We start from the raw sequence: 23,847 nt of genomic DNA, 5'->3' as shown, positions 1-23,847 counted from the left end.
GTTCCTATCCACCAGGCGTTTCGCGAGCCTTTGCGTCTCCTCGGCAGGTTACGTCAGCGATGGAAGAAGCCGGAATGCCCGCTATGGGTGCCGGGAAAGACGCTTACGTTGCCGACGCCCGAGTTACGGATGCCGGTGTTGAAGAAGCCGGAGTTTTGGAAGCCCACGCCATTGTTGACGTTGTTGAAGAAGCCGGATCCCCGATCACTGGAGTTCATGAAACCCGAGCCCGCGAAGCCCAGGTTGGCCATGCCCGAATTGTCGGGACCGGAGTTACGGACGCCCGAGCTACCGTCGCCCGCGTTGGCCAAGCCCGAGGCGTTGTCGCCCGAGTTGAAGAAGCCCGAGGTCCCGGTGCCCGTATTCCCGAAGCCCGAGCTGGGGCCGGGGCCATTGACCGTGCTCCCGATGCCGGTGTTCAGGTCGCCGGAGTTAAAGAAGCCGGTGTTGATGTCGCCGGAGTTCCCCCACCCGGTGTTCGTATGACCGGCGTTGGAGAAGCCGGTGTTGGCCTCGCCCGAATTGAAGAAGCCGGTGGACACCCGGCCCGAATTGAACATGCCCGTCGCTTGATCGGCGGAGTTGAAGAAGCCCGTCGAGTAGCGACCGGAGTTGAAAGCACCGGTGACTTCACTGGAGGTGTTTCCGAAGCCGGTGGCCTCCAGGCCCGTGTTCCAGAAGCCCGTGTTGGTGCCACCCGTGTTCCACAAACCGGTATTGTTCGTGCCCGCGTTCGCGTAGCCGGTGTTGGCAAAGCCCGAGTTGAAGATGCCCACATTGTTGGTGCCGGAGTTGAAGAAGCCGATGTTTCCGCTACCCGAATTGCCAAACCCGATGTTCCCGCTGCCGGTGTTCAGGTGACCGATGCCGATCTGATTATTGCCGGTAAGGCCGAATCCGATGTTCCCGTTGCCGGTGTTACCGAAGCCGATGTTGCCATTACCGGTGTTGGCGAAGCCCCAGTTAGAATCGCCATTGTTCGCTAAACCTCTGTTGAAGTTGCCGATATTTCCGCTGCCGATGTTGAAGTTGCCGTTGATGTTGGTGGGACCCACGTTTCCGAAGCCAATGTTTCCGTCACCGTGGTTGCCGCCGCCGACGTTCCCATTCCCCTCGTTGCCGAAGCCCCAATTGTTCTGGCCGGAGTTGCCGCCGCCCACGTTCATCTCGCCGTGGTTTCCGCCGCCCACGTTGGAGTTGCCGCGGTTTCCGCCGCCCACGTTGGAGTTGCCGGCGTTACCACCGCCGACGTTGCCGCTGCCGGTGTTGCCGCTGCCGGCGTTGGAGTTTCCGAGGTTCCCGTTGCCCACGTTGGCGTCGCCGTGATTTCCGTTGCCGACGTTGTCGTTGCCGATGTTGCCGATGCCCAGGTTTTGCAGGCCCAGCGCGCTGAACACCTGGCCCCGCAGGCTTTGCAGGGACTGCTGCCACGGCGCCAACTGCGCGGCCGCAGCCGAGGCACCGGCGTGGTAGCCGAGCATCGCCGCGACGTCCTGAGCCCACATTTCCTGGTAGGCGCCCTCCATGGCCGCGATGGCCGGCGCGTTCTGACCGAACAGGTTCGACAACACCAACCGCACCACCTGAGAACGGTTGGCCGCCACGGCTATCGGCTGGACCGTCGCCGCCCGCGCCGCCTCGAACACCGCGACGACTGCCTGGGCCTGTCCGGCCGCCCCCGCGGCTCGCGCCGCCGCGGCATCCAGCCAGCCCGCATACGGTGCGGCCGCGGCCGTCATCGCCGCCGCCGCGGGGCCCTGCCATGCCTGGCTCGCCAACCCCGAAGTCACGGCGCCAAACGAGGACGCCGCCGAACCCAGGTCGGCGGCCAACCCCTCCCAGGCCGCGGCCGCCTGCAGCAACGGTCCCGACCCCGCACCGGTGAACATCAGGGCCGAATTGATTTCGGGCGGCAGCAATGCGAAATGTGCCGGCATTACGACTCCTCGACTCGCCCCCACCGCAGCAACCACTCGCGCGGTGGCTGCGCTCAACCTAACAAGTGCGGCGGCCGGATTGTGGGCAAATCGGTAATCCTTTTGCACCAGTGGTGATTTGGCGGCAGTCCGTAGCCGCGGCGCCGTCGCCGCGCGACCCGATAGGATCTTCGACATGGCAACGGACCAACAGGAACAGTACGACGTCGTGGTGCTGGGCGCGGGGCCGGTCGGACAGAATGTGGCGGACCGGGCCCGGGCCGCGGGGCTGACCGTAGCGGTGGTCGAGCGTGAACTTGTGGGCGGCGAATGTTCCTACTGGGCCTGTGTGCCCAGCAAGGCGCTGCTGCGTCCGGTCATAGCTATCTCGGATGCCCGCCGGGTGGACGGGGCACGCGATGCCGTCAACGGTGCGATCGACAGCGTCGGGGTATTTGGCCGGCGCGACCGCTACGTGAGCGACTGGGACGACACCGCCCAGGCCGACTGGCTGGATGGCATCGGCGCGAGCCTGATACGCGGACATGGACGGTTGGACGGTCCGCGACGAGTTGTCGTCACCACACCCAGCAGCAGGGAGGTGGTGCTGACCGTCCGGCATGCGGTTGTCGTCTGCACAGGAAGCCGGCCCGCGCTTCCCGACTTGCCCGGCCTCGCCGAAGCCCGGCCGTGGACCAACCGCGAAGCCACCGACAGCAGCGACGTCCCGAACCGGCTTGCCGTCGTCGGGGCCGGCGGCGTGGGCGTCGAAATGGCAACGGCCTGGCAAGGATTGGGCTCAAAGGTGACCTTGCTGGCTAGAGGATCTCACCTGCTGCCCCGGATGGAGCCCTTTGTGGGCGAGCTTGTCGGTCGCGGACTCGCCGACGCGGGCGTGGACGTACGCACGGGTGTGTCAGTCCGCGAACTCAGCCGGGCTTACCCCTATTGCCCCGTGGTCCTCACATTGAGCGACGGCAACGATCTCGAGGTCGATGAAATACTCTTTGCCACCGGCCGAAAACCCCTCACCGACCACATCGGCTTGGAGACCGTCGGCTTGACGCCGGGTAGCTGGCTAGATGTCGACGACACCTGCCGAGTGCGGGCGGTCGAGGAGGGTTGGCTTTACGCGGCCGGCGACGTCAACCATCGCGCGCTGCTGACCCACCAGGGCAAGTACCAGGCGCGCATTGCCGGTGCGGCCATCGGCGCCCGCGCCGCGGGAAAGCCGGTGGACACCGCGTCGTGGGGCCCGCACGCGACCACCGCCGACCATCACGCGGTGCCGCAGGCTTTCTTCACCGACCCCGAGGCCGCCGCGGTGGGTTTGACTGCCGAGCAAGCGGCAGCGGCCGGGCACCGGATCAAGATAATCGACGTCGAAATCGGCGACGTCGTCATGGGGGCCAAGCTCGTCGCCGACGGCTACACCGGACGGGCGCGCATGGTCGTCGACGTCGATCGCGGCCATCTGCTCGGTGTGACCTTGGTCGGGCCCGGGGTCACCGAGTTGCTGCATTCGGCGACCATCGCCGTCGCCGGCCAGGTTCCCATCGACCGGTTGTGGCACGCCGTGCCGTGCTTTCCGACGGTCAGCGAGCTGTGGCTAAGACTCCTTGAGGCCTACCGGGATTCGTTTTTTGCAGTCGTCTAGCGAATTGGAGCACTCGGCTGCCGCTTGGTAAAGCACTCGAGCTGGCGGAGCTGGCCGCCGAGGCGCTTGGCCCTGCTCAGCGTTTGCGCGCCCGCCAGCGTCAACACCATCCCAGCCATGACTGGTCGAACGGTCTCTTGCGTCCGACGACGACCCAATCCTTGTGGCGGTGCCCCGCTTCGTCATCGACAGCTTCGGCCGCAGCAGCATGGCTCGAGTCGACCGTCCAGTGAAACCGATCGGCCACGACGATCAGTTTTGATTAGCAACAATCGTTGGACAGCTGCGGTAGCTCTTGGTGATGATCTAACCACCTTGGGGGTTCGCGGGAGAAAGCGCTCGCGGTGCCGCTCCACCACGCCGGCTCGCTTTGATCTTTGAAGTGCCTACCCACAGGCCACCGTTACCCGCAGGCGCGCCCCGCAGTGGGATGGCTGAACTTCCAGCCGCATTTGAGTGATTCGAAGGGAACGGCCGATGAGTGTGGGCAACGGCTTGCGACCTGGGCTCTTGACCCGGGGGCAGTCATACCTGCATCAAGTTGTCGTCGCGTCCATGGCCGGCACTGTCGTGGAGTGGTACGAATTCTCCCTCTACGCCACCGCGGCAACACTGGTGTTCAGCAAGGTGTTCTTCGCGCAGGGCGGCAACGACCTTGACGGCGTTGTTGCAGCGTTCGCGACTTACGCCGTCGGCTTCCTCGCCCGACCACTCGGAGGCGTCGTTTTCGGCCAACTCGGGGATCGGTACGGACGCAAGATACTGCTACAGCTCAGCCTCCTGATGGTGGGCGGCGCCACTATTCTCATGGGTTGCCTGCCTACCTTCGCCCAGATCGGGTACTGGGCGCCGGCTTTGCTGGTGGTGTTGCGCTTCATTCAGGGCTTCGCGATCGGCGGCGAGTGGGGCGGCGCCGTTCTGCTCGTCGCCGAGCATAGCCCTAACGCGAGCCGTGGCTTTTGGACAAGCTGGCCGCAAGCCGGTGTGCCCGGCGGAAACCTTGTGGCCACGGCGGCGCTGCTGTTGCTCACCTCAACGCTGCCGGATGCAGCGTTTCTCAGCTGGGGCTGGCGGGTGGCGTTCTGGTTGTCGGCGATCTTCGTTGTGATCGGCTATTACATTCGCACCAAGGTCACGGATGCGCCGATCTTCGTCGAGGCTCAAGAACAAGCCAAGCACTCCAAAGCTATCTCGCTCGGCCTTGTCGAAGCGTTAAAGCATTACCCACGAGCCGTTTTCACCGGCATGGGATTGCGTTTCGGTGAAAACACGATGTACTTCCTGGTGGTCACCTTTTCGATCACGTATCTGAAAGTGCTGCACGCCAACACGGTGGCGATACTGTGGTGGCTGCTAGCCGCACACGTCGCGCACGTCGCGGTCATTCCTTTGGCGGGACATCTCGCCGACCGATTCGGCAGGCGCGCAATCTATCTCGTCGGCACAGCAACAGCCGGAACCTGGGGTTTCGTCGCGTTTCCGATGATGAACAGCGGCCGCAACGCATTCATCATGTCGGCCTTCATCATTGGCTTGGTGTTCCATGGCCTCATGTTTGCGCCCCTGTCGGCGGTGATGGCGGAGATGTTTCCCACCCGGATCCGTTATTCCGGGGTTTCCCTTAGTTACCAGGCCACCTCAATCGTGAGCGGGTCGGTAGCTCCCATTGTCGCCGTCCGCTTGCTGGAGACCTACAAATCCTGGGTCCCCATCGCCTGGTATCTGGCGGCTACCGTAACGGTCAGCGCCGTGGCCGCCCTGCTCACCCGCGAGACCAAGGGCGTGGACCTGGCTGCCATCGACTTTGCCGATGCCCAAAGCCATTCCGCCCCAATTGAACCTCCCCTCGACCAGTGGGCAGCTAGATAGGCGGATGAATGATCCCGCGGGAACGACGTCACCATGTGACGAACACGTCGGACTTCACGTTGACGCGGTCCTCGACGGCGGCTCGCAGATGAGCGTCAACGCGTCCAGGCGGCGGCTGCCCGTAGCGAGGAGCCCTTGACGTCGGCCGTTGGATCGATCGGGTCGCTATTATCGGGTCTCTGACGGCCGCCGCCATCCTGCCCCGGGGTATGAACAGCCCGGTCGAATCCGAAGATCGACTCGCTCAGACGACAAAAGTTACCCGACCCTGTGTCACCAAACGGGCCGAGCCCAATTACGCGCTCCCCTAACCAATTGTTCACTGTACGGAATCAATGGCACCGAAGATATTCGGATATTTTGGTCAGTCGGATAAAGACCAGTCCGAATTGCATGCGGCACTTAAACTAGGCACTGATTACCATCACGGCCAGCAAGGGGACCGGAGGTAGCCAATATGGACTTCGGGTCGCTACCGCCGGAAATCAACTCGGGACGAATGTACCTGGGGCCGGGTTCGGGCCCATTGCTGGCCGCGGCCGCGGCCTGGGACGCGTTGGCCGCGGGCTTACACGCTACGGCCGCCGCGTATGGTTCGACGATTCAGCAACTGACCGCCGGGCCATGGACGGGCCCGTCGTCGGTCACAATGGCGGCTGCGGCCGCTCCGTATGTGGCGTGGATCAGCGCCACCGCTGCACAGGCTGAGCAGGCGGCCACCCGGGCCAAGGTAGCCGCGCAAGCCTACGAAACGGCATATGCGGGCACGGTCCCGCCACCGGTGATCGCGGCCAATCGCGCGTTGTTGCTGTCGTTGATCGCCACCAACATTTTTGGGCAGAAGGCTCCCGCCATCGCGGAAACCGAGGCCCAGTACACGCAGATGTGGGCCCAAGACGCCGCCGCGATGTACGCCTACGCCGGTTCGTCGGCGGCAGCGTCGCAGCTGACACCGTTCACCGAACCGCCCCAGACCACGAATCCCTCGGCGGTGGGCGCCCAATCGGCCGCGGTGGGTCAAGCCGCCGGCGGCGCGGCCACCTCGGACGTGACGACGCAGCTGGCTCAGGTGATCTCAGTGATACCAAACGCGCTGCAAGGCATGGCAACAGCGACCACCTCACCGGCCGCAACATTGTTGCCCGTATTCAACCTGCCGGCGTTGCCACCGCAGCTTGCAACCAACGTATCGAACTGGAACAGGATCCTCGGTGCGCTTACCGGGCCCTATTCGATACAGCTGACGGTCCTTCCCAGCGCCGCGTTCTTTTACACCGGGTTGTTTTACACCAGTGCCCAGAATGCGCAGGGGCTGCAAAGCTTCTTCACTCCCGCTAAACCCATCGGGGGAGGGCTGGCGCCGATCGCAGGCTCATTGGGCGCAAACCTCGCGTCCTCGGCTGTCGGCGGAGCGCCGGTTTCGGGGGGTTTGGGCCGTGCCGCCTTGGTGGGAAGTTTGTCGGTACCGCAGAGCTGGACAACAGCTGCCCCAACGCTGAAAACACTCGCTTCGCTGCTCCACACCAACTTTGCGGCCGCCCCGGCCGCAACCATGTCAGGCGAGGCCGGCGTGTTCAGCCAAATGGCCCTTTCCAGCCTGGCGGGGCGCACCGTGGCCACTTCGGCGTTCGGCCCGGGAGCAGGTCGTGCGGCCAGCTCGTTGGGTGGCGTGGCCGCCGAGGCCGACCCTAGCGCAGCCACCATAATCGTCCTTCCGGGAATCGAGGACTGACGACGACTGCCGCGACGACAGACAGCAGCCCAACGCGGGCCGTTGCGACCCGCACAGCAGGGAACGGGCACGACACACGTTACCGAGGGTGACCGCCGGAATGCTGGCCGCCGCTGCAGCGGCCCTCCAAAGACGGTATCCGCCTCACACGCGCGGCCCATCCAAGCCGAAGACCGGACGGGAGACCAAGAAGTCCAAGACCATACGCTCAGAGGCCGAACCGAGTCAGCTCTCGGTCGCGGCGCCCGCCGATACTTTCCGCGGCAGAAGCGTCCACCGGATCAGAAGTCGACGGCGATATATTTCTCCTCCAGGTACTCCTCGATTCCCTCCGAGCCGCCCTCTCTGCCGAGTCCGCTTTGTTTGATGCCACCGAAGGGCGCGGCTGGGTCGCTCAGGACGCCCTTGTTGACGGCGACCATACCGGCCTGCAGGCGGTGCGCGACCCGCATGGCACTGCATGCGTCACCGTAGACATATCCGACGAGCCCCATCTGAGTTCGGTTGGCCCAGTCGACGGCCTCATCCTCGGTATCGAAAACGATGATCGGGGCCACCGGCCCGAAAATCTCGCGCTGGGTGATCGCGGCGTCCGGATGCACACCCGCGAGAACGGTCGGCGGGTAGAACGCGCCCGGTCCCGAAGGTGGGTGCCCACCAACAAGGGCGATGGCCCCTTCATCGACCGCGCGCGCCACGACGGCGGCAACCTTGTTGCGCTCGGCGTCGGAGATCAGTGCGCCCAGGGCGTTGGCGGGATCGAGGCCGGGACCCATCGTGGTGGCGCGCATCGCCTCGGCAAAGTCCCGGGTGAACGCGTCAGCCAGCGAGCGGTGGACATAGAACCGATTGGCCGCGGTGCACGCGCAACCACCATTGCGCATCTTGGCCACCATGGCACCCGCGACAGCCGCGCCAATGTCTGCTGACTCGAGCACTAGGAACGGCGCGTTTCCGCCGAGTTCCATCGACGCGCTCACGATGTTATCGGCCGCTTCGTGGAGCAGGAGCCTGCCGACCTCGGTGGAGCCGGTGAACGACAGTTTGCGTACCGCCGGGTGGTGCAACATGGCCCTGACCGCGGGCCCTGCGGGCCTAGGCGTGACGTAGTTGACCACTCCGGCCGGGACGCCGGCACGGGCCAGAATGTCGACGATCGCCCCCGCGGTGAGCGGGGTTTCTGTCGCGGGCTTGACCACCGCGGTGCATCCTGCGGCCAGAGCGGGCGCGAGCTTGCGAGTGGCCATCGCCGCCGGAAAGTTCCACGGCGTCACCAGGACGGCTACTCCGATGGGTTCACGACTGACCACAATTCGCTTGTCGCCCTCAGGGGACAGTCGGTAGTCGCCACCGATGCGCACGGCCTCCTCGGCAAACCATCGGAAAAACTCGGCGGCGTAGTCTATTTCGGCTTGCGCGTCCGCATACGACTTACCGTTCTCGGTGGTGATCAGTGCGGCCAGGCTCGCCCGTTCGGCAACCATGATCTCCCAGGCGCGGCGCAGTATCTCGGAGCGGTGCCGCGGCGGCCTCGCCGCCCAGGATGCGGCCGCGTCGGCGGCTGCGGCAACGGCGGCCTCACAGTCGGCCACGGTGGCGTTGGCGACCGTAGCAATGAGCGACCCGGTGGCGGGATTGTGGACCTCGATTCTTTCGCTGCTTCCCGGCGGGCGCCATTGGCCGGCGATGTACAGCTCGGTGAACAGCGCGTCCGGGATGGCTCTCGATTCTCGGTCTTTATCGGCACGGTCGACGTCCTGCAACGTGGTCATGCGGGGGCTCCGATTTCGTCGCTTCCGATTTCGTCGCTGTTGGAGAAGATATCGCTGGTGCCGGCAAAGGCGCGTTCGACGACGGGGGCGATCAGTTGGCGGGGATCTGCACCCGGAGCGTTGCTGACAAGTCGGCCGACCGCCGCTGCCTGCTCGATAATGCGGGGCAGGTCACGGCGGCTGAGTCCGATCCGGGACAAGGTGTGCGGGACGCCGATGCGGTGTCGCAGCGTGACCACAAATCGAATGGCCGCGACCGCGGCACCGTCGGTGCCCGTGCCGCTCTCGGTCACTCCCATCGCCTCGCCGATGCGGGCGAACTGTCCGACCGCCGTAGGCAGGCAGGCCTCCATTACATAGGGCAGCAACAGCCCTACTCCCAGGCCGTGGGGGGTATGCGTGGCATCGCCGACCGGGTATTGGATGGCGTGGGACAGGTGTGTCCCCGCGGTCGCAAACGCCAGCCCGGCAAGCATCGACCCGTACGCCATGGCGGTACGCGCGCCAAGATCGCGACCCTGGGTCACTGCCGTGACAATATTGCGCGCGAGCGCGCCGGCAGCTTCCAAACCGAATGCAGCGCTCAGCCGGTTTGCTCCCACGAAGACTGGAAGAGGATGCGACAAGTTGAGCGTGTGTGTGCGCGCCGAATAGGACTCGATGGCGTGGGTTAACGCATCGATTCCCGAGAAGGCTGTTACCGCGGGCGGGCAGGTCAGGGTCAGTTCCGGATCGACGACAGCGGCGACCGGGACCAGATACGGGCTGGAGATACCGACCTTCGAGTTTCTCGACGGGTCGGTGAGCACGGCGACCGGGGTCACTTCGGAACCTGTGCCCGCGGTGGTGGGCACTGCAATGACCGGCAGAACCTTTGAGGGAATGCAGTTTTCGCCGTAGAAGTCGGCCAGCGGCGCATTAGTGACCAACCCGAGTGCCACGAGTTTGGCTAGGTCGAGGGCACTGCCGCCGCCGAACCCGACGACGGCGTCCGGGAAGACGGTACGCGCGGTATCGACGGCGACAGTGACATTGCCCAGGGGCAGTTCAGGTTCGGTTGCTGCGAAGACCGCCACCTCGATGCCGCAGTCGCGGATTTCCGAGATTGCCTCGGCGAAAGCGAGGGTCCCGGCGATCACCGGATCAGTGCACACGAACGCTCGGCTTCCCATGCCCGAAAGCACGCGTCCGAGCGCATGACGCGCACCTGCTCCAAACAAGACTTCGTGGGGGGCGCGCAGTAGACCGATTTCGGGTGTGGTGGCCGATTGAGGGTTAGCAGCAGTGTCCATCACGGTGGCTCCTTGCTTGGTCACGCATTGCCAGCGCTGCGGTCCATGCGCTCTGGTGAAGCGGAATCCCATACTTGAGGCGGTGCTGACGGCAGGTCCTGGCCCTATCGCCGGGCACCCTCACCGGGTCTCCGCTGACCCCGGAAGCGCGTACCTGCTCGAGGTAGTCGGCGATCTGGGGAAGCAGGTGAGACAGCCCAAGGACGTGCGGGGAGATGCAGATAAGGAGGTCGCCCTTGTTGCAGGGGGAGGTCTCGTCGAGAGTTCCGCGGATATCGCGTCCCAGTGCGGTACCGGTTAGTGCCGCCACCACAGCTTCGACGGTGATGCCGAGCGCATATCCCTTGGCACCGCCGAATGGCGAGATCGCGCCGGCGCGCGCCGCTAAGCTCGCGTTCGTCGTGGGTTGCCCCAAGGGCCCGACCGCCCATCCGAGTGGAATCGGTTCCCCGCGTTGCGCATACGACAGGATCTTGCCCATCGACACCGAGCTGGTCGACATGTCAAGTACCAGGGGCTCACTGTCAGGGCCGGTCGGCGCGGCAATGGCGATCGGGTTCGTCCCGACCATCGCGGTGGCCCCGCACCATGCATGGACGAGCGCTTCGCTTGTGGTGAGAGCGATTCCCACCATTCCTGCCTCCGCCATCTTTTCGACGTAGGGCGCAAGCATGCCCAGGTGGTTGGCGTTGCTGATCGACGCGAGCGCGACCCCCGTCGTGGCGGCCCGGTCAAGGATCGCCTGCACGGCGGAGAATGCCACCACGGGCCCGAATCCCCGGTTACCGTCCACCCGTAGGACGGCCGCGGTCTTCCATTCCTGGCGAGGTTGAGCCCTGGGTAGGAGTACGCCGTAGCGGATGCGGCCGACGAGGACCTCCAGCCGCCGGAGTCCGTGGGAATGTTGGTCGCGGAGGTCTGCCTCGACAAGGTTTTGGGCTTGCACATGTGCGTCGACTTCGCGCGCCCCGTAAGCCGTGAGCACGTCGACGATGAGGGCTTGTAGGCTATCGGCCGAGACCATGCGGAAATCGGTCGCTGGCGTCATCGCCGCAATGGATTCCTTAGGTGCGCAACGTGTTTCGCTTACGGTAGTGGCATGCTTGGGACGGTTCATGTCGTCGCCGGCGGTCATGGTTACCGCCACTATCCCTTGATGTACTTCATCATCCGATGCTGACCGACCTCGGCGCCGAAGATGTTGCCGGCCGCATCTGCGGCGAGTCCCTCGGCTCCGCTGGTGTTGTCGCTGTAGTCGACCGGGTCGGGGATCAACGCCCACACCGAGCCGTCGATGACACTTCCCACACGGATGCCGCGTTTCCAGCCGTTGTGATTCGGGGCCAACGACTCCGACTCGGAGTCGGCGACGTAAATGACGTCGCCGGTGATGTAGATACCACTTGGCCGGCTGAACTGCGTCCACTGGTCAAGGAATCGCCCGTCCTGATCAAAAATCTGGATGCGGTTGTTATTGCGGTCCCCGACGAACAGCCTCCCGGCCGAATCCATAGCGATGGTGTGCGGTGTGTCGAACTCGCCGGGGCCAGTGCCCTTGTGCCCCCACTGCTTGATGAAGTTGCCGGTCTTGTCGAACTTGACGATGCGCGCGTTGGTGTCTCCGCCATGTCCATCGGCGACGAAGATGTCGCCGTTGGGTGCTGCGACAACGGCGGAGGGTGAATTGAATTCGTTCACGCCATCGCCTGGCTTGCCAGCCTTGCCCAGCGTCAGCAACAACTGGCCGTCTGGACTGAACTTCAACACCTGCTGCCCTTTGCCGCCGTAGCACAACCCGTCGACGACCCAGACATTGCCCTCCCGATCGACGTAGATACCGTGCGGAAACACGATCAACCCTGCGCCGAAGCTTCCCAAGAACTTCCCGTCGGTGTCGAACTTCAGGATCGGATCCAGTGGCGACCCCGCACACCCGAATGGCGCGCCGAGCTCGATCTGCGCAGGCGCGCGGGTCTCCCCGCACCGCTCGGCTACCCACACCGTCGTGCCGTCCGGCGCGATGGCCACCGCGCTGGTCGAGCCCCATTTGCGGCCGCCCGGTAACGTACCCCAATCCTTGATCGTGCGGTATGGATTAGGCAGTGAATTGGTGGGAGCATCCGCCGAGGCCCGAACGGCCGTCGTGAACGGAGTCAGGCATAACCACGCAAACGCAATTCCCAGCGCAATTGTGCGCGCCGTAGGCATGCCGCCTGGCCGCCGCGGCGCACTTCGCTGGCTCATGTTGCGTTAATCTAACGGCGGGTAATTAAAGCTGTCCAACGATTGTTTCCGATCACATCTGATCGCGTAAATCGAACGGTCATTGCTATTCGGTAGGGTATAAGTGACCGAGCCACCCGTGATCGATTGCGTTACGGAATTGTTTATGGTGCCATGTTGGCGTGACGCAGGTGCTGGACATCGTTCCGCTCCGCAGCTTGGTAGCTGTGGCCGACTACGGCGGAGTGCACCGTGCAGCGGCGGTTCTGCATCTGACCCAATCAACCGTCAGCCAGCACTTGCGCAAGGTCGAACAGGCCATCGGCGGGCCGGCGGTAGAGAGGTCAGGGCGCGGGCTGGTGTTCACCGAACTTGGCCAGCAGACGCTGCGGCACGCACGCACTATTTTGGCGGCCCACGACAGGGCCCTGGAGGAACTCGGTGCTGCCGATGAGCAAACCCTGGCCATCGGCGCCACGGAGCACGGTGCTGACGTGCTCATCCCGGGACTCACCGCCGCGCTGCGTGAACGGCTGCCCGATCGCCGGGTGCGTTTCCGGCTGGACCGGAATGTGTCGCTTGCCGATTCGATCGAGCGGGGGCTGCTCGACGTGGCGGTCATGCTGGACGGGTCCGGGTTGGATAGCGCCAACGCATCGGGAGTCGTCGAGCTGTCGTGGCTGGCATCCACAACCTTCCAAGCGCCGGTCGGCCAACCGCTGCCGCTGGTGGTTTTCGCCGAGCCCTGCACCTTTCGCGAGCCGACGTTCGCGGCGCTCGATAAGGCGGGTGTTTCCTATCAAGTGGTCGCCGAATGTGCCAATCTGGCGGGGCTGTACGCGGCGATACGCTCCGGGCTGGGGGTTGCACTGCTCCTGCAGCTCGGCCAGTTGCCGGGCGGTGTGCGATTCGCCGAGGGCCTGCCCTCGGCGAGCCGCGTCTCGGTGTTCGTCCGAAGCCGCGGTGGAATCGATCCAGCGACGCGATCAACAGTTAGCGAATCGTTGCGCGACATGCTAGAACGTGTGCGAAAATAATTGAGGTTTTCGGCTCCAACTCGGGCCGCGGTCGCGTAGCGATGTGCGGTGGCCTTTTGGTAGGCCGCGGTTGAGCAGGAGCCGCCCGATTAACCTCGCCGAACCGCTGGAGATCCAATTCCTCGCGCGTATTTTCGTGGCCACCGAACCATTGTTCCGGGTTCGGGATCGAGGCGACGGGAGCTGAAATGTCGTCTTTTTTGACTGCCGCACCAGAGGCTTTTGCCGATGTGCCCACGAACTTGACCGGGATCGGAGTGGCGATTAGGTAGGCCGAGGCAGCCGCGGCGACCTGGACGACGGGGATTAGGGCCCCGGGTCAACCTGTCGGAACCGTATCCACGCTGGGCGGCGACGGCGTCAACACCTACCCTTCGTCTATTGCGGTCAGCACAGTCACGTCGACCGGCTTCGTGAGCAAACCGTCGAGCCGTGCCCGGTAGTTCACGTAGTGCGGCGAAGCGCGGTGTGCGTCAAGTGCATCGCGATCGCGATACCGCTCGAAGACCACAAACTCACCTCGGTCGTCGGCCTCGTAGAGGTCATAGGTGCGGCACCCGTCTTCGGCACGCGTTGGGGCGGTCATTCCGTGCAGGACAGTGCGCACGGCATCCCGGGATTCGGGGTGCGGCGTAAACCGGGCGATGACGGCGATCGACATGGATGGCCACCTCCGTTGCGAGCAGCGACGTTTGACGTATATAGTCTAAGACGTTTTAATACATCTTATGACGACTGTCAAGCTGGATCTGGGCGCGGCCGATCTGCGGATATCGCGCGGCAGCGTGCCCGCGAGCGCCCAGCTTGCCGAGGCGCTGAAGGCGCAGATCGTGCAACAGCGGCTGCCGCACGGCGGGCGTCTGCCCAGCGAGCGGGAGTTGATCGAGCGCTCCGGTTTGAGCCGGGTGACGGTGCGCGCCGCGGTCGGGCTTCTCGAGCGCCAGGGGTGGCTGGTCCGCCGGCAAGGCCTGGGCACTTTCGTGGCCGACCCGGTGAAACAGGAACTGGCCTCCGGCGTGCGCACGATCACCGAGGTGTTGTTGGGCTCGGGCGTCACCCCGCAGGTGGACGTGCTGTCGCATCGCACCGGCCCCGCGCCGCGACGGATCGCCGAGGCGCTCCGGTTGCCGGAAGTCCTGTGTATTCGCCGGCGTTTTCGGGACGGCGATCAACCCCTGGCCCTGGTCACTGCCTACCTTCCGACCGGGTTGGGCGAGGCTGTCGAACCGTTGCTGTCCGCGGGACCCAGCACCGAAACCACCTACACGATGTGGGAGCAGCGATTGGATGTTCGCATTGCCCGGGCCACCCACGAAATCCAGGCGGCGGGCGCACCTCCCGAAGTGGCGGACGCGTTGGGGCTGGCGGTCGGCTCACCCGTGTTGGTGCTCGAGCGGACCAGCTACACCGCCGACGACAAGCCGATCGAGGTCGTGGTGTTCCACTACCGCCCGGAGTGGTACCGGTTTGCCGTCACATTGCCCCGAACAATGCCCGAACCGGGCGCCGGAATTATCGAGAAGCGAGATTTCACATGAACCCCGATCAGAGCGCCCACATCGGGCTCATATTGGCGCTGACGGTTAAAGGCCTGGCGGTGAGCACCTATCGCGATATGGTCGCCATTTCGCAGACCGCGGAGAAATACGGATTCGATTCCGTGTGGCTCTGCGACCATTTCCTCACGATAAGCGCCGATGACTATGCGAAAGATGCCGGCATCGCCGCCGAAGCAGGCGAGCGGGACGGGGACGCACGACCCAGGTCGCTGCCGCTGCTGGAGTGCTGGACGGCATTGGCGGCCCTGGCCCGTGATACCACCCGGCTGCGGCTCGGCACCAGTGTGCTGTGCAACTCCTATCGCCACCCTTCGGTGCTGGCGAAGATGGCCGCCACCCTGGACGTCATTTCCGAGGGACGTCTGGATCTGGGCTTGGGCGCCGGCTGGTTCGAGCGCGAGTTCGATGCCTACGGCATTCCGTTCCCGCCGGTGCGCGATAGAGTCTCCGCGCTTGACGAGTCTCTTCAGGTGATTCGGGCCGTGTGGACCGAGCCGAACCCGGTGTATGCCGGTCGGTTCTACACCTTGGACGGCGCGGTCTGCGATCCGCCACCGGTCCAGCGCCCACATCCACCGTTATGGATCGGCGGGGAAGGCGACCGCGTTGCGCGCATCGCCGCCAAGTCCGCGCAGGGCCTCAACGTGCGGTGGTGGTCGCCCCGGCAGGTGACCCAACGTCGGGGCTTTCTGTCCCAGGCGTGCGAGTCGTTCGGGCGGGATCCCGACAGCTTGCGACTGTCGGTGACGGTCCTGCTTGCCCCCACCCACTCCCCCGCAGACGAAGCCCGAGTTCGGGCGGAATTCGCGTCCATTCCATCCCCAGGGCTAATCACCGGATCCCCCGACAAATGCATGGAGCGCATACGCGAGTACCAGGACTGCGGCGTCGATCATTTTCTCTTCACAATTCCGCACCTCGTGCAATCCGAATTCCTGCATATTGTCGGTCGCGACATCATTCCCCTGATCAAGCCGTCGACATGATGCAATACTTGGCGCCCACCGACTATCTCGATGCGGACCATCGACTCGTTCGTTCGACGACGGAAAACCTGGTGCGCGGCGCCACATCGGACATCGAGCGGGCCGGGCGCATCTACTACTACGTTCGCGACCTGCCCTACGACGTCCTGGCGTCGTTTCGCTACCTCGCGCAGGGACGACACCGCGCGAGCGACGTGCTCCAACACGGCGTCGCCTTCTGCATGGGCAAGGCGAGCGTGTTCGTTGCCCTGTGCCGCGCCGCGGGTGTGCCGGCCCGCATCGCGTTCCAGACGCTGGACTGCCCGGACAAGGAGTTTCTCTCCCCGCAAGTGCGTGCGTTGTGGGGAGGTAGAAAAGGCAGGCCACTGCCGTGGCACTCGCTGGGCGAGGCCTATCTGGGTCAGCGATGGGTCAAGCTGGACGCCACCATCGACGCGCCCACCGCCGCCCAGTTGGGCAAGCCCTACCGGCAGGTTTTCGACGGCGTCACCCCCATCCGGACGGTCGAAGGACCCATCGTGCGCGAGAACGGCAGCTACGCCGACTATCCCGCCGCCGTGGCGCAATGGTACGAGCGCATCGCCCATTCGGTCCTGCGGGCCTTGCAGTCTCCGAGATTCACAGCGCGGTAGCCGCCGATGACGAACTGTGGGCCGGTCCCCCGCTGGAATCGGTGGCACGCATGTCGGTGGCATGAGCGCGCCGCCCGGCATTCAGCAAATTCTCAACGGATTATTCGCGGCCGCTTTCCGGTGTTCCAAGGATCCGCACAGCGACCAGGCTCAGCATGGGCCTCATGACGGAGCCGGTGTCGGAGAACCTGATCGATCGCTACCTGCGCGCGCGTGGGCGCCGGTACTTCCGCGGCCAGCACGACGGCGAATACTTCTTCCTGGCAAACGCCGGTCCCCGGCGGCTACATGTCCACCTCGAGATCTGCCGCGTGCACCCGGATGTCTTCACGCTTCGGGTCACCCCCGCGTGCTTCTTCCCCGTCGCCGACCGCGCCCGACTGACGCAGTTCGCTAAGACGTGGAACCGGCGCAATTCCGCGGTCAGCGCGATCGTGCACGAGTCCTCCGACCCGCAGCGCATTGGTGTGATCGCGAGCAAGTCCCAGTCGATCGGAGGTCTCGTCCGCTTCGACGACTTCGCCGGCTTCGTCGACCGCACCCTGGCCGCCGCGATCGACCTATTCGGTGCGCTGACCCCGGTTCCCGAGGCGGCGTCGATGCCGTTGCTGCGAGACGCCTGCTGAACTCCCGACGCGCAGCTCAAGCCGCCATGAGGGCGTCCAGGGCCGAATAGAACAGGCCAAGCCCGTCGTCGGAGGGACCGGTTAGCGCTTCGATGGCGTGCTCGGGATGTGGCATCAGCCCGACGACGCGGCCGTTGGCGGAGCTGATCCCGGCGATGTCACGCAGCGAGCCGTTGGGGTTGTCGTGGTAGCGGAACACCACCCGGCCCTCGCCCTCCAGCTCGTCAAGCACCTCCTCCGGCGCCACGTAGCGGCCCTCGCCCGACTTCAGCGGCACCAGCAGATCGGCGTCGGGCTTGAAACGCGACGTCCACGCCGTCGAGGTCGACGCCACCCGCAGCCACACATCGCGGCAGACGAAGTGCAAACCCGCGTTGCGGGTCAGTGCGCCGGGCAGCAGCCCGGCCTCACACAGCACCTGAAAACCGTTGCAAATCCCCAAAACCGGCAGGCCGCGGGCCGCGGCGTCGACCACTTCGGCCATCACCGGGGCGAACCTGGCGATCGCGCCGGCGCGCAGGTAATCGCCGTAGGAAAACCCTCCGGGTACCACCACCGCGTCGACCCCCTTGAGGTCGGCGTCGGCGTGCCACAGACCGACCGCCTCGGCGCCGACGCGGCGCGCCGCGCGCGCGGCATCGACGTCGTCAAGCGTCCCGGGAAAGGTGATGACGCCGATGCGGGCCGTCACCGCGGGTCCCGACTTATCGTCCAGTCCTCGATCACCGTGTTCGCCAGCAACGATTCCGCGATTTCAGCGAGCGTGGAGTCGTCGACCGTATCGTCGACCTCTAGCTCAAACCTCTTGCCTTGACGGACATCTGAGACGCCGGTATGTCCGAGCCGGCCCAGGGCGCCGACGATCGCCTGACCCTGCGGGTCGAGGATCTCCGCTTTGGGCATCACGTGCACGACCACCCGGGCCACCGGCGCTCCTCCTCAGATCTGATCGCAAGGGGTCCGCGCCAACTCTACCGGCGATCGGTGCCGCGCCGGCTCATCGGGGCACAATCGTAGGCATGCAACTGACGCATTTCGGCCATTCCTGCCTGCTCGCCGAGTTCGGCGACACCAGCCTGCTTTTTGATCCGGGGACCTTCGCGCACGGGTTCGAGGGGCTCACCGGCCTGTCCGCGATCGTGATCACCCACCAGCACCCCGACCACGTCGACGTCTCCAAACTGCCGGCGCTGCTCGAGGGGAACCCTGACGCCGCGCTGTACGCCGATCCGCAGACCGCCGAGCAGCTGGGCACGCCTTGTCAGGCGGTGCGGGTCGGCGACCAGCTGCGAGTCGGGGGGCTGACCATCCGTGGGGTCGGTGGCCGCCACGCGGTGATCCACCCGGAAATTCCTGTGATAGACAACATCTCGTATCTGGTGGGCGACGGTGAGCATCCCGCCCGGTTCATGCATCCCGGCGATGCATTGTTCGTTCCCGACGAACCGGTGGACGTATTGGCCACCCCGGCGGCGGCCCCGTGGATGAAGATCTCCGAGGCCGTCGACTATCTGCGGGCGGTGGCACCGGCCCGCGCGGTGCCCATCCACCAGGGGATCATCGCTCCCGACGCACGGGGCATCTACTACGGCCGGCTCACCGAGATGACCAACACCGACTTCCAGGTGTTGCCCGAAGAAACCGCGGTCACCTTCTAGGGCGAGCAGACGCAAAAGCCCCCATTTCGTGCCGAAATGAGGGGCTTTTGCGTCTGCTCGGCCCAACTAGGTGATGTCCTCGGCGGCCCCGCGGCCGGCGGCGCGGCCGGAGAAAATGCACCCACCCAGGAACGTGCCCTCCAAGGCTCGGTAGCCGTGCATGCCGCCACCGCCGAACCCGGCCGCCTCGCCGGCCGCGTACAGGCCGGTGAGCGGGGTGCCGTCGGGCTTGAGCACCCGCCCGTCCAAGTCAGTCTCGATCCCGCCCAACGTCTTTCGGGTCAGGATGTGCAGCTTGACCGCGATCATCGGCCCGGCCTTCGGGTCGGTCAACCGGTGGAGCGCGACCACCCGGCCCAGGCGGTCACCCCGATATTCGCGGGCGGCGCGGATCGCGGTGATCTGCCCGTCCTTGCTGTACTTGTTGACCACCTCACGATCGCGCGCGGTGACCGCGGCCTCGACCGTCTCGTAGTCCAGTGGCACCACATCGGGCAGCTTGTTCATGCCGGCGACCAACTCGTGCAACGAGTCCGCGCTGACGAAGTCCACGCCTCGGTCGATGAAGGCCTGCACCGGCCCCGGCGGGCCGGACCGAACCCGAGAGCGCAGCAGCTCGCCCATGCTGCGCCCGGTCAGGTCGGGGTTCTGCTCCTGCCCGGACAGGGCGAATTCCTTCTCAATGATCTTGGTGTTCAACACAAACCAGGTGTAGTCGTGCCCGGACTTGGTGATGTACTCCAAGGTTCCGAGAGTGTCGAAACCGGGATACAACGGAACCGGCAACCGCTTCCCAGCCGCATCCAGCCACAGTGACGACGGGCCTGCAATGATGCGGATGCCGTGCCGCGGCCAGATCGGGTCATAGTTGGTGATGCCCTCGGTGTAATGCCACATCCGGTCGGGGTTGATCACCCGCGCGCCGGCCTTCTGAGCGATCCCGATCATCCTGCCGTCGACGTGTGCCGGCACGCCGCTCAGCATCTGCTTGGGTACGCGGCCCATCCGCCTCGGCCAGTTCTTGCGCACCAGGTCGTGGTTGCCGCCAATGCCGCCGCTGGCGACGATCACCGCCGACGCACGAAATTCGAACCTTCCCATAGTCTTTCGTGATGACGGCGCGCCTCGGGGCTCATCGGATGGCTCCAGCACGGTACCTCGAACACCCGTCACCGCGTTACCCTCGACGATCAACCGGTCGACCTGATGCCGGTGCGTGAAACGCACGGTGGGCCGGTCCCGCAGCTGACGCGCGAAGATCTCGACCAAAGCGGGACCGGTGCCCCAGGTGATGTGAAAGCGGGGCACCGAATTGCCGTGCCCCTGTGCGTCATAACCGCCACGCTCGGCCCAGCCCACCAGCGGGAAAATCTTGAGCCCCCGAGCGCGTAGCCAACTGCGCTTCTCCCCCGCGGCGAAATCGACATAGGCGTGCGCCCATTGCCGCGGCCAGTAGTCCTCGGGCCGATCGAACGCCGCCGTGCCCAGCCAATCCTGCAGGGCCAGTTCGTGGCTGTCGCGGATTCCCAGTCGGCGCTGCTCGGGGCTGTCGACGAAGAACAGACCACCGAACGACCAGTAAGCCTGCCCGCCCAGGTTGGCGCTGTTCTCCTGGTCGAGGATCAGCACCCGCAAGCCGCGATCCGCCAATTCGCAGGCGGCGACCAGACCAGCCAGTCCAGCTCCGACAACAATCGCGTCAGCGGCGAACCCGTCCGACCCGGCTGAAGAGTCGCTCATGTCGGTACAGGGTAGTGCCCCCGGTCGGGAGGCCCCCGTCACGCTGCGTCGAGCACCGCCCTGTCTGATCGCCACCGGTACACCATCGGTGTGCAGCCGTGCATCTGCGCGAGGTCAACGGCATCCAGCATCGCCTGCAGCGGGCCGGGCTTGCGCAGCTGGCGGGCGGCAACCGCGACCCGGACGACGCCCCCGCGGCGCGCGATCCGCTCCGCGGACAGCACCACCATCCGGCACCACCACGGCTCGGTCAGAAAGCCCTCACCGATGCCGAGCACCCGGGCCCGCACGGTGGTGTGCCGAACCAGGTCGGTGATTCCGTGCAGATCGGCGAGCAGCCGAAAACCGTTCGCCGGCAGCGCCTCGACGACACCCGGCGACACCACCCAGCCCGGCGCCGCGAACAGCCGGGTGCGCAGCCCGAGGTGCTCGAGCACCCGGTCGGCGGCCATCAGCCGCAAGTTGGCCTCGTGTGCGCGCAGGATCGCGAATTCGCCGCGCCGTTTCTTGGTGGCGGCGTCGTCGTAGCCGTGCAGCACAATGGCGTCGCCGCCGGCACGCCGGGCGGTCAGCCATTCGACGGTGCGCGGGTCGCGGTCGAGCCGGTAGTCACCGCGCAGCCGCGGAGCCACCAGCAACGACAGCGGCACCTTGCGGGCATCCATTTGCGCACAGAATGCGTCGACGTCGGCCAGGGTGTGCTCCCCGATCCCCGAGACCGAGACGATCAATCTTCCAGACACACCCGCAGTTTGCCGAAGTCAGGTGTCGGGACGGTGAAGGACACGCAGACAACAGGGGTATATCCGGCCCCGTCGGGGCGCGGGTCGGGTCGTCGACACCAGCTAAGAGCTGTTTGCTGGCCTTGCCGGCCGCGAAGGCCGCAAGTTTGCCGCCGCGCCGATCCCTGCGTCGTTGGGGTGACCGGTGTCGATATGCTCGGCAACGCGATGAAGAAGGCGCGGTCCGCAGACTCCGACCTACCCGCTAGCGCCACGGGGCGGCCGGCCCCTGGCCAACCTGTCTACCCCGACAAGCTCGACGCCTCGGTCCTCCGGATCGCCGGGGTCTGTGTGCTGGCGTCGCTGATGACGATCCTGGACGCGACCGTCATCAACGTCGCGCAACGCACCTTCATCGTCGACTTCGGTTCCACCCAGGCCGTAGTCGCCTGGACGATGACCGGCTACACACTTGCCCTGGCCACCGTGATCCCGATAACCGGTTGGGCGGCCGATCGATTCGGGACCAAACGGCTCTGGATGGGTTCGGTGCTGGCGTTCATTCTGGGCTCACTGCTCTGTGCGATGGCACCAAACATTCTGCTGTTAATCGCATTTCGGGTGGTGCAAGGCGTCGGTGGCGGCATGTTGCTGCCGTTGGGATTCATGATCCTCACCCGCGTGGCGGGCCCGAGGCGGTTGGGCCGCATGATGGCGGTCTTAGGCGTCCCGATGCTGCTCGGCCCGATCGGCGGGCCGATCCTGGGCGGCTGGCTCATCGGCGCGTTCGGCTGGCCGTGGATCTTCTTGGTCAACTTGCCGATTGGGGTCACGGCGGTCGTGCTGGCGGCGGTCGTGTTTCCAAGAGATCGCCCGCAGCCGTCGGAGACCTTCGACCTCATCGGCGTGCTGCTGCTGTCGCCCGGGCTGGCGACGTTCCTGTTCGCGGTGTCCTCCATCCCCGGTCGTGGCACGGTGGCCGATCGCCATGTGTTGATACCGGCGATCATCGGCATGGCGTTGATTGGCGCGTTTGTCCTGCATGCACGGTGCCGCGCGAATCACCCACTCATCGATTTGCGGCTGTTCAACAACCCGGTGGTGACCCACGCCAATGCCACGGTGCTGGTGTTCGCCGTGGCCTTTTTCGGCACCGCCCTGCTGCTGCCCAGCTACTTCCAGCAAGTGATGCATCAAACGCCGATGCAGTCCGGGGTGTACATGATCCCACAGGGCGTCGGGGCCATGCTCACCATGCCGTTTGCCGGAGCGTTCATGGACCGACGGGGACCGGGCAAGAGCGTGCTGCTTGGCGTCATATTGATAGCTACCGGCCTGGGCATCTTCACCTTTGGCGTCGCCAGACAGTCGGATTACCTACCGACGCTGCTGGCCGGGCTGGCGATCACCGGCATGGGTATGGGCGCCACGATGACGCCGCTCTCCGGGGCGGCGGTGCAGACGTTGGCCCCGCACGAGATCGCCCGCGGCTCAACGCTGATCAGCGTCAACCACCAGCTGGGCGGCTCGATCGGGACCGCACTGATGTCGGTGGTCCTGACCAATCAGTTCAATCGCAGCGAAAACGTCGCCGCGGCAAACAAAGTCGGGTTTCTCCAGCAGAATGCCGCCAGGACCGGGGTGCCCGTTGACCCGTCGGCGCTTCCGCGGCAGGCGCTTGCTCCCGACTTCGCGGTCCATGTGCTGCACGATCTTTCACACGCCTACGCGGTGGTGTTCATGCTCGCGGTCGCGTTGGTGGCGACGACGATCATCCCGGCCGCGTTTCTGCCGAAGAAGCCGGCCGGCTGACCGGGCTACCCGGGCTACCCGGGCTACCCGTCGAACAGCATCGTCGCGATCCGCATCACGGTGTCCATCGGATCGGCCGCTCTCACTTGCTCGTTGACCGCGTCGTTGAGCCAGAGCATCGAAAAGCCGTGCACGAGTGACCAGGCCGCAAGCTGGGCACCAGCCGGATCGGCACGCGCCTTCGGATCGTGCAGCGTCGAGACCCCACGCGACAGCTCGGCGCCGGCGGCGGCCTCCGCGGCCGCCAGCTCAGCGTCGGAGCTGTCCAGCAGCGACCGGTTGAACATCACCTGGTAGTGGCCGGGGTGCGCGATCGCAAACCGCACGTACGCCAAGGCCGCATCGGCAAACCGCGGCCGGGCCGCGGCGAGGGCCTCGGCCAGCAGCCGAAATCCCTGTGTGGCCAGCGCGGTGAACAGCCCTCGCCGATCGGTGAAGTGGTGGGCCGGCGCGGCATGTGACACCCCCGCGCCCCGGGCCAACTCGCGCAGCGAAACCCGGTCGGCGCCCCGTTCGGCGACCAGGCGGGCGGCCTCGGTCAGGATCACGGCCCGCAGGTCGCCATGGTGGTAGGTCGGGCGGGTCATTGGGCCAGCATAGCGGAGATAACTTGA

The 23,847-nt window shown here is 65.5% G+C and carries 20 protein-coding genes and 1 pseudogene; 10 read left to right on the top strand and 11 right to left on the bottom strand.

The window, feature by feature from the left end; translation table 11 throughout:
- Nucleotides 1-53: 53 nt before the first annotated feature.
- Nucleotides 54-1,937 carry a PPE family protein gene (locus G6N24_RS00640; RefSeq protein ID WP_085159217.1) on the bottom strand — a complete coding sequence of 628 codons (1,884 nt, stop codon included), beginning with the start codon at nucleotides 1,935-1,937 and terminating at the stop codon, nucleotides 54-56.
- 175 nt (nucleotides 1,938-2,112) lie between these two features.
- On the opposite strand from G6N24_RS00640, the gene G6N24_RS00635 reads away from it, so the two are divergent.
- The 3 genes from G6N24_RS00635 (at nucleotide 2,113) to G6N24_RS00625 (ending at nucleotide 7,174) form a co-directional block, all read left to right on the top strand.
- Nucleotides 2,113-3,573 (top strand): dihydrolipoyl dehydrogenase family protein, encoded by a 1,461-nt coding sequence (locus G6N24_RS00635; protein ID WP_085159215.1) that lies wholly within the window; start codon nucleotides 2,113-2,115, stop codon nucleotides 3,571-3,573.
- 477 nt (nucleotides 3,574-4,050) lie between these two features.
- Entirely contained in the window at nucleotides 4,051-5,442 is a 1,392-nt protein-coding gene (locus tag G6N24_RS00630) for an MFS transporter (RefSeq protein ID WP_085159213.1), read from the top strand.
- A 457-nt stretch (nucleotides 5,443-5,899) separates the two neighbouring features.
- Nucleotides 5,900-7,174 carry a PPE family protein gene (locus G6N24_RS00625; RefSeq protein WP_085159211.1) on the top strand — a complete coding sequence of 425 codons (1,275 nt, stop codon included), beginning with the start codon at nucleotides 5,900-5,902 and terminating at the stop codon, nucleotides 7,172-7,174.
- 281 nt (nucleotides 7,175-7,455) lie between these two features.
- Here G6N24_RS00625 and G6N24_RS00620 read toward each other — a convergent pair whose 3' ends face one another.
- Genes G6N24_RS00620 through G6N24_RS00605 form a run of 4 tightly spaced genes read right to left on the bottom strand, consistent with a single transcriptional unit; the run spans nucleotide 7,456 to nucleotide 12,266 of the window.
- Complete coding sequence (locus tag G6N24_RS00620) at nucleotides 7,456-8,946, bottom strand: NAD-dependent succinate-semialdehyde dehydrogenase (protein WP_085159209.1); 1,491 nt, start codon at nucleotides 8,944-8,946, stop codon at nucleotides 7,456-7,458.
- Nucleotides 8,943-10,238: an iron-containing alcohol dehydrogenase gene (locus tag G6N24_RS00615; protein WP_163745377.1), complete on the bottom strand. Its 1,296-nt coding sequence runs from the start codon at nucleotides 10,236-10,238 to the stop codon at nucleotides 8,943-8,945. The genes G6N24_RS00620 and G6N24_RS00615 overlap by 4 nt, the downstream gene beginning before the upstream one ends.
- A complete protein-coding gene (locus G6N24_RS00610; protein ID WP_197743102.1) occupies nucleotides 10,222-11,373 on the bottom strand; it encodes an Ldh family oxidoreductase in 1,152 nt (383 codons plus the stop codon). The genes G6N24_RS00615 and G6N24_RS00610 overlap by 17 nt, the downstream gene beginning before the upstream one ends.
- A gap of 11 nt (nucleotides 11,374-11,384) precedes the next feature.
- Nucleotides 11,385-12,266 carry a peptidyl-alpha-hydroxyglycine alpha-amidating lyase family protein gene (locus tag G6N24_RS00605; RefSeq protein WP_232070657.1) on the bottom strand — a complete coding sequence of 294 codons (882 nt, stop codon included), beginning with the start codon at nucleotides 12,264-12,266 and terminating at the stop codon, nucleotides 11,385-11,387.
- A gap of 377 nt (nucleotides 12,267-12,643) precedes the next feature.
- Here G6N24_RS00605 and G6N24_RS00600 point away from each other — a divergent pair, with 377 nt between their 5' ends.
- Complete coding sequence (locus G6N24_RS00600; protein ID WP_085159202.1) at nucleotides 12,644-13,498, top strand: LysR substrate-binding domain-containing protein; 855 nt, start codon at nucleotides 12,644-12,646, stop codon at nucleotides 13,496-13,498.
- Nucleotides 13,499-13,865: 367 nt separating this feature from the next.
- Here the strand turns inward: G6N24_RS00600 and G6N24_RS00595 are convergent, their stop codons facing one another.
- A complete protein-coding gene (locus tag G6N24_RS00595) occupies nucleotides 13,866-14,159 on the bottom strand; it encodes a putative quinol monooxygenase (protein ID WP_085159200.1) in 294 nt (97 codons plus the stop codon).
- A 67-nt stretch (nucleotides 14,160-14,226) separates the two neighbouring features.
- On the opposite strand from G6N24_RS00595, the gene G6N24_RS00590 reads away from it, so the two are divergent.
- The 4 genes and pseudogenes from G6N24_RS00590 (at nucleotide 14,227) to G6N24_RS00575 (ending at nucleotide 17,301) form a co-directional block, all read left to right on the top strand.
- Entirely contained in the window at nucleotides 14,227-15,036 is an 810-nt protein-coding gene (locus G6N24_RS00590) for an Rv0792c family HTH-type transcriptional regulator (RefSeq protein WP_085159198.1), read from the top strand.
- Complete coding sequence (locus G6N24_RS00585) at nucleotides 15,033-16,043, top strand: TIGR03619 family F420-dependent LLM class oxidoreductase (protein WP_085159196.1); 1,011 nt, start codon at nucleotides 15,033-15,035, stop codon at nucleotides 16,041-16,043. The genes G6N24_RS00590 and G6N24_RS00585 overlap by 4 nt, the downstream gene beginning before the upstream one ends.
- A pseudogene (locus tag G6N24_RS00580) lies at nucleotides 16,040-16,740 on the top strand (transglutaminase-like domain-containing protein). The gene G6N24_RS00585 and the pseudogene G6N24_RS00580 overlap by 4 nt, the downstream one beginning before the upstream one ends.
- Before the next feature lie 99 nt (nucleotides 16,741-16,839).
- Complete coding sequence (locus G6N24_RS00575; RefSeq protein ID WP_085159265.1) at nucleotides 16,840-17,301, top strand: hypothetical protein; 462 nt, start codon at nucleotides 16,840-16,842, stop codon at nucleotides 17,299-17,301.
- A gap of 16 nt (nucleotides 17,302-17,317) precedes the next feature.
- Here the strand turns inward: G6N24_RS00575 and purQ are convergent, their stop codons facing one another.
- Together purQ and purS are read right to left on the bottom strand one after the other, a co-directional pair.
- On the bottom strand, nucleotides 17,318-17,992 hold the full coding sequence (gene purQ / locus G6N24_RS00570; RefSeq protein WP_085159194.1) for a phosphoribosylformylglycinamidine synthase subunit PurQ: 675 nt from the start codon (nucleotides 17,990-17,992) through the stop codon (nucleotides 17,318-17,320).
- Nucleotides 17,989-18,228: a phosphoribosylformylglycinamidine synthase subunit PurS gene (gene purS / locus G6N24_RS00565; protein ID WP_085159192.1), complete on the bottom strand. Its 240-nt coding sequence runs from the start codon at nucleotides 18,226-18,228 to the stop codon at nucleotides 17,989-17,991. The genes purQ and purS overlap by 4 nt, the downstream gene beginning before the upstream one ends.
- A gap of 92 nt (nucleotides 18,229-18,320) precedes the next feature.
- On the opposite strand from purS, the gene G6N24_RS00560 reads away from it, so the two are divergent.
- Entirely contained in the window at nucleotides 18,321-18,959 is a 639-nt protein-coding gene (locus G6N24_RS00560; RefSeq protein WP_085159190.1) for an MBL fold metallo-hydrolase, read from the top strand.
- Nucleotides 18,960-19,025: 66 nt separating this feature from the next.
- On the opposite strand, the gene G6N24_RS00555 is transcribed toward G6N24_RS00560, so the two are convergent.
- Together G6N24_RS00555 and G6N24_RS00550 are read right to left on the bottom strand one after the other, a co-directional pair.
- On the bottom strand, nucleotides 19,026-20,699 hold the full coding sequence (locus G6N24_RS00555; RefSeq protein WP_085159188.1) for an FAD-binding dehydrogenase: 1,674 nt from the start codon (nucleotides 20,697-20,699) through the stop codon (nucleotides 19,026-19,028).
- Between the two features lie 38 nt (nucleotides 20,700-20,737).
- Nucleotides 20,738-21,442, bottom strand: coding sequence for a DUF2334 domain-containing protein (locus G6N24_RS00550; protein ID WP_085159186.1), 705 nt, complete (start codon nucleotides 21,440-21,442; stop codon nucleotides 20,738-20,740).
- A gap of 192 nt (nucleotides 21,443-21,634) precedes the next feature.
- Here G6N24_RS00550 and G6N24_RS00545 point away from each other — a divergent pair, with 192 nt between their 5' ends.
- A complete protein-coding gene (locus G6N24_RS00545; RefSeq protein WP_179963485.1) occupies nucleotides 21,635-23,233 on the top strand; it encodes a DHA2 family efflux MFS transporter permease subunit in 1,599 nt (532 codons plus the stop codon).
- Nucleotides 23,234-23,256: 23 nt separating this feature from the next.
- Here G6N24_RS00545 and G6N24_RS00540 read toward each other — a convergent pair whose 3' ends face one another.
- Nucleotides 23,257-23,820: a TetR/AcrR family transcriptional regulator gene (locus G6N24_RS00540; RefSeq protein WP_085159184.1), complete on the bottom strand. Its 564-nt coding sequence runs from the start codon at nucleotides 23,818-23,820 to the stop codon at nucleotides 23,257-23,259.
- Between the last annotated feature and the right edge of the window lie 27 nt (nucleotides 23,821-23,847).

Source organism: Mycobacterium lacus (genome assembly GCF_010731535.1).
GTDB lineage: Bacteria > Actinomycetota > Actinomycetes > Mycobacteriales > Mycobacteriaceae > Mycobacterium > Mycobacterium lacus.
Note: the sequence above shows the minus strand (reverse complement) of the source record. Positions and strands in the feature narration are given on the sequence as shown.